Origin of the sequence: Bradyrhizobium sp. STM 3809, assembly GCF_000239795.1 — a bacterium.
Lineage (GTDB): Bacteria > Pseudomonadota > Alphaproteobacteria > Rhizobiales > Xanthobacteraceae > Bradyrhizobium.
Map to the genome: position 1 here is coordinate 1 of NZ_CAFJ01000740.1, position 4,841 is coordinate 4,841.

Genomic DNA, 4,841 nt, shown 5'->3' on the forward strand with positions numbered 1-4,841 from the left:
CAGCGAAAGGCACCGGTCTGCGCATTCTCCTCGACGGACGCCTCAATGCGGGCGATCATGGCGTCGGACATGGCGTATCTCCCATCAAATTTGTTGTTGATCGGGGTCAGCACTGCCGACCCCGACGTGAGTGAGGTTCAGGCGGCTATGACATGCTCGCGATTGACGATGGTTGACGGCGCCTGCGCCGTTTCCTTCGTGAGAACGATGTCGAACGTGGCGCGGGCGAAGGGCTTGTTCAGGCCGGCCTTGCGGATCTCGTCCGGACTCTTGATGCGTTCGAGGGTGACGATCAGTTCCTCACGGGTGCCAAATGCGAAGTCGGTGTAGAGATACTTGTCGCCGGTGAAATTGAACTGCGTGGTCAGCTGGCGGTAGCCCGGCGCCGAAATGAAATAGTGGACGTGGGCGGGGCGCTCGGCATGGCGGCCGAGCAGGTTCATCAGTTCGCGCGTCGCGCTTTCGGGCGGACAGCCATAGCCGTTCGGAACGATCGACCGCGCGAGATAGCGGCCCTTCGAATCGGTGGCAATCCGCCGGCGGAGATTGTAGGGCGCCTGCTCGCCGTCGATGAAGGAGTAGCCGCCTTTCGAATTGGCGTGCCAGACGTCGACGATCGCGCCTGGAATGGCATTGCCGTCTTCGCCACGGACCGTTCCGGAAATGATCAGGACTTCGCCGGGATCAGTCCCGTCGTCCATCCGGGCTTCACCCGTGGTGAGCGGAGCACCTGCAACGTAGAGCGGTCCCTCGATGGTACGCGTGGTACCACCGTTGATCCCGGCGAGACGTTCGGCCTCGTCGAGCCGCAGATCGAGGAAATGCTCCAGTGCGACGCCGGGGATCATCAGGCCGAATTCGTTGTTCTTCGCTGTCTTCGTCAGCAAGCCGACAGCGGCCCAGAATTCGTCCATCGACACGTCGCATTCGTCGATGACCTGCATCAGTCGATAAAGCAGGCGTTCGGTCACTTCCTTGACGCGCTTGTTGCCCTTGGCGTTGTCGGCGCCGGCGGCTCGCGCGGCCAGTTCCTTCATGACAGTCTTCGAGATCAGATCGGCAGGCATGGCGTTCCTCCTTGGTTGCGTGTGTTGTTTATTGATCGCCGTCGTGAACGGATGATGGATGTCGGCACAGCGCCGTGATGCTGATCTCCATGAAGGGGAACAGCGGCAGGGTTGACAGGATATCGTGCAATTCCTGCGCGGAGCCGACATCGAAAATGCTGGTGTTTGCGTAGCGTCCGACGTGACGCCACAGGTGCCGCCAGATGCCCGATTTCTGCAGCTCCTGCGCGCGCTCGCGCTCTTCGCGCTTCAATCGTTCGGCACGATCCACCGGGACATCGTGGGGGATACGGACCTCCATCTGCACCTGAAACAGCATGATCAGGATCCCGTCTTGAGAAGGTGGACGCTGCGTTCGCCGCGGTCACGGCGAAACTGCTTCACGCTTGCTTCATTCAATTGAATTCCGAGACCAGGCCCATCCGGAACGCCGAGCGAAAACTCGCTGTAATCGAGCGGCGTCTCGAGAATTTCTTCCGTCAGCAGGAGCGGACCGAACAACTCGGTGCCCCATTCGAGCTTGGGAAGGGTCGCGAACAGGTGCGCCGAGGCAATCGTGCCGACGGCGCCCTCGAGCATCGTTCCTCCGTAGAGACCGATGCCGGCGGCTTCGGCGATGGCTGCGACTTTCGCTCCTGCGAAAAGGCCGCCCGATTGGGCGATCTTCAGCGCGAATACATCCGCGGCGTCCTGCGATGCGATCTGAAAAGCCGTTTCGGGTCCGTTGAGCGCCTCGTCAGCCATGATCGGAATGGCAGTCTCGGCTGCCAGACGTGCCATGCTTTTCAGGTGCCTATAATGAATGGGCTGTTCGATGAGGTCGACGCCGGCGTCGGCGAGAGCAGGAAGAAGCGAGGAGGCGGTTGCCACGGACCATGCCTGGTTGATGTCGACGCGCACCGAAGCGCGGTCGCCGAGCGCGCGCTTGATCGCCGCCACGTGGGAAATGTTGGCCCGAGGGTCGCCCTTGCCGATCTTCAGCTTGAAGATGTTGTGACGCCGGCGCGCCAGCATGTCCTCGGCTTCGGCGATGTCCGTCTGCGTATTGCCGCTAGCCAATGTCCATGCGACCGGCAGGCGGTCATGATGGCGAGACCCCAACAGCGTCGAGGCGGAAAGGCCGGTTCGCTTGCCGAGCGCATCGACGAGAGCGGTCTCGACCGCACATTTTGCGAAGTGATTGCCTTGGACCGAGCGGCCAATGGCCGTCATCGTCTGGCCGATCCGGCTCGGATCGCACGCGAGAAGGATCGGTTCAAAATAGGTGTCGATGGCAAGCTTCATGCCCTCGGGGCTCTCTGGCCCGTAGGCCAGGCCGCCGATCGTTGTCCCTTCGCCAATACCGACCACGCCATCCGACATATGGAGCCGAACGATCATGAGCGTCTGGCGGCTGATGGTCGTCATGGCCAGCTGGTGCGGGCGAATGGTCGGCAGGTCGATCAGGAAAGTCTCGACCCGTTCGATGTCTGGCTTGGATCGCGGCACGGCGTGCTCCTTGTGATGGGGCGACGCTAGTTGCGGTCGGGCTTGAAACACAGGATTGATTGCGTCTATTTTTATACCTGTCAGGTATCAAGGGTCCGAGGGGGGCGCATGGAACTGCGGCATTTGCGGTACTTCACCATGGTCGCCGCGGAGGGCTCCTTCAGCCGCGCTTCCGAAAAGCTGAACATCGCCCAGCCGCCGTTGAGCCGGCAGGTGCAGCAGCTAGAAGAGGAGCTTGGCGTTCGGCTGCTCGACCGGGGTCGTCCCCTCACATTGACCGAGCCGGGGCGCTATCTGTTCGAGCAGAGCCGCCAGATTCTTCAGCGCGTTGACGAAATGAAATCGATGACGCGCCGTATCTCGAAGGGCATGGTTCTGCAGTTCAACATCGGCTTTGTCGCTTCTACGCTCTACGGCTCCCTGCCGGAGATCATCCGTCGCTTCAGAGAGCAGGTTCCCGGTGCGAATGTTCAGCTTCTCGAAATGACGACCCTCGAGCAGGTTGCTGCATTGAAGGACGGGCGCATCGATGTCGGCTTCGGACGCCTGCGCTTTGATGATGAAAAGGTCCTGCGCCACGTCGTTCGCGAGGAAGCCCTGTGCGTGGCCGTGCCGATCGGCCACCCCCTTGCCAAGTCAAAGAAGAAACTCAAATTGCGCGAGACCGCCGATGAGTCTCTCATCATCTATCCCAGGACGCCGCGCCCGAGTTATGCAGATCAGGTGCTCGGGTTCTATCGTGACGCGGGATTCGAACCGACGATTGGAATGGAGGCGCGCGAGTTGCAAACCGCTCTCGGGCTGGTGGCCGCAGGGGCCGGAATATGCGTGGTGCCGGCATCCGTTCGACGGCTCGGACGCGACGACATCAAGTTCATCGAGCTGGACGAACCCAACCTGACGAGTCCGATCATCATGAGCCAGCGACGGAACGACACGTCGGTGTTTCTCAAGAGGATCTCCGACCTCGTCGCCGAGCTCTCGAAATAGGTCGGTCAACGGAACGGCGGCAGACTACGCGAGGTCATGGGTCAAGCCCCCGATTCATCCTGCGAAAGGCTTTTGGCCGGCTCCGCATTCGGCAGATGCCAATCGTAGCGCAGAGCCACCAGGCGCAGGCCTGTTGCAAGCACCGCTCCGATCGGAGCGACGATGACGACCGGAACGCCGACCGAAGCTCCGAGCGTCAGGACGAGCGCTCCAGCCAATGCCGCCAGAGCATAGACATCACGGTGCAGTACCATCGGCGGTCGCTGACTTAGGATATCGGCGGCGACGCCACCGCCGATCGCCGTGAACACGCCGAGCAGCGCTGCGAAGATCGGTGACAGCCCCGCTTGCAGTGCCTTCTGCGCTCCGACGACGCAAAACAGGCCCAGTCCGATGGCATCGAAGAAGATGACCGGTTTCGATAGTCTGACAATCCAGCCATAGCGATAAAAGCAGATCACGCCAGCAATCAAGGCTATGACAACATAGGCACCGTTCAGGAAGGCGGCGGGTGGCGTTGCTCCGATGATGACGTCGCGCGTAATCCCTCCTGCGACGGAAGCGACGAAGGCCAGGAAGATCGCGCCAAACACGTCCATCCGGCTCTCAACAGCCCGCGTAGCGCCGCTCAAGGCGAAGGCGAATGTGCCGACAACGTCCAGGATCGAGAATAGCATCGGTGTCTACTTCTTTGCCTTGCGCGTGCCTCTGGTGGTGTAGTTGTCTTCCAGTCGTTTCAGCTCGGCAGGAAATTCCAGAGTCAGCCAGTTCGTGAGCTTGTCCAGAATTCTGCGGAAATCCGCCCGCTCTGATGCGGAGAGTCTCGACAGGATGAGACCCTCGAGTTCCAGGCTCAACGGGTCCGCCCTTTTGCGGAGCGCATCGCCTGTTTGCGTGATGTAAAGCTGGAATTTTCGCGCATCCCTTTCATCGAGCTCTCGGCGAACGAGTGCACCCTTGATGAGACGGGACAGAATGCGCGACGTGGCTGTCCGTTCGAACCGGGTCCTTTGCGCCAGCTCGGTGAATGTGATGCCCGGCTGATCGCCGATCAGTCTGAGAACGCGCAGTTCGTGCACATCCAGACCGAACCGTTTCCTGAACAGCTTCGCGGCAGGAGAGATTGCATCTTCGGCGATGGAAGCCAGCTGGTAGGTGAAGCTTTGGCGCAGCACGGTGGGACCGGTCTCGAGGTGATCACCCATGATTTGGGTATAGTTCTATATCCCCCATGCTATTGCAAGATGAAATAGTTGCAATATGCAATAAACGGACTGAAGACGACAAAATCGCCGG

The 4,841-nt window shown here is 60.5% G+C and carries 6 protein-coding genes; 1 reads left to right on the forward strand and 5 read right to left on the reverse strand.

What is annotated here, in order from left to right; all coding sequences use genetic code 11:
* Positions 1-137 precede the first annotated feature (137 nt).
* From BRAS3809_RS31720 to BRAS3809_RS31730, 3 genes are read right to left on the reverse strand one after another with little or no spacing between them, the layout of a single operon-like run.
* A complete protein-coding gene (locus BRAS3809_RS31720; RefSeq protein ID WP_008966102.1) occupies positions 138-1,067 on the reverse strand; it encodes a dioxygenase family protein in 930 nt (309 codons plus the stop codon).
* 28 nt (positions 1,068-1,095) lie between these two features.
* Entirely contained in the window at positions 1,096-1,386 is a 291-nt protein-coding gene (catC, locus tag BRAS3809_RS31725) for a muconolactone Delta-isomerase (protein ID WP_008966103.1), read from the reverse strand.
* Between the two features lie 2 nt (positions 1,387-1,388).
* Entirely contained in the window at positions 1,389-2,555 is a 1,167-nt protein-coding gene (locus BRAS3809_RS31730) for a muconate/chloromuconate family cycloisomerase (RefSeq protein WP_008966104.1), read from the reverse strand.
* A 108-nt stretch (positions 2,556-2,663) separates the two neighbouring features.
* Here BRAS3809_RS31730 and BRAS3809_RS31735 point away from each other — a divergent pair, with 108 nt between their 5' ends.
* Positions 2,664-3,545 (forward strand): LysR family transcriptional regulator, encoded by an 882-nt coding sequence (locus tag BRAS3809_RS31735; protein WP_008966105.1) that lies wholly within the window; start codon positions 2,664-2,666, stop codon positions 3,543-3,545.
* A gap of 41 nt (positions 3,546-3,586) precedes the next feature.
* On the opposite strand, the gene BRAS3809_RS31740 is transcribed toward BRAS3809_RS31735, so the two are convergent.
* Together BRAS3809_RS31740 and BRAS3809_RS31745 are read right to left on the reverse strand one after the other, a co-directional pair.
* Entirely contained in the window at positions 3,587-4,222 is a 636-nt protein-coding gene (locus tag BRAS3809_RS31740; RefSeq protein WP_008966106.1) for a trimeric intracellular cation channel family protein, read from the reverse strand.
* A gap of 6 nt (positions 4,223-4,228) precedes the next feature.
* Entirely contained in the window at positions 4,229-4,750 is a 522-nt protein-coding gene (locus tag BRAS3809_RS31745; protein WP_008966107.1) for a MarR family winged helix-turn-helix transcriptional regulator, read from the reverse strand.
* Between the last annotated feature and the right edge of the window lie 91 nt (positions 4,751-4,841).

What these genes read in the sequence shown, in the direction of transcription:
- BRAS3809_RS31720 (WP_008966102.1), bottom strand. Translation starts at nt 1,067, where the DNA reads ATGCCTGCCGATCTGATCTCGAAGACTGTCATGAAGGAACTGGCCGCG.
- catC (WP_008966103.1), bottom strand. Translation starts at nt 1,386, where the DNA reads ATGCTGTTTCAGGTGCAGATGGAGGTCCGTATCCCCCACGATGTCCCG.
- BRAS3809_RS31735 (WP_008966105.1), top strand. Translation starts at nt 2,664, where the DNA reads ATGGAACTGCGGCATTTGCGGTACTTCACCATGGTCGCCGCGGAGGGC.
- BRAS3809_RS31740 (WP_008966106.1), bottom strand. Translation starts at nt 4,222, where the DNA reads ATGCTATTCTCGATCCTGGACGTTGTCGGCACATTCGCCTTCGCCTTG.
- BRAS3809_RS31745 (WP_008966107.1), bottom strand. Translation starts at nt 4,750, where the DNA reads ATGGGTGATCACCTCGAGACCGGTCCCACCGTGCTGCGCCAAAGCTTC.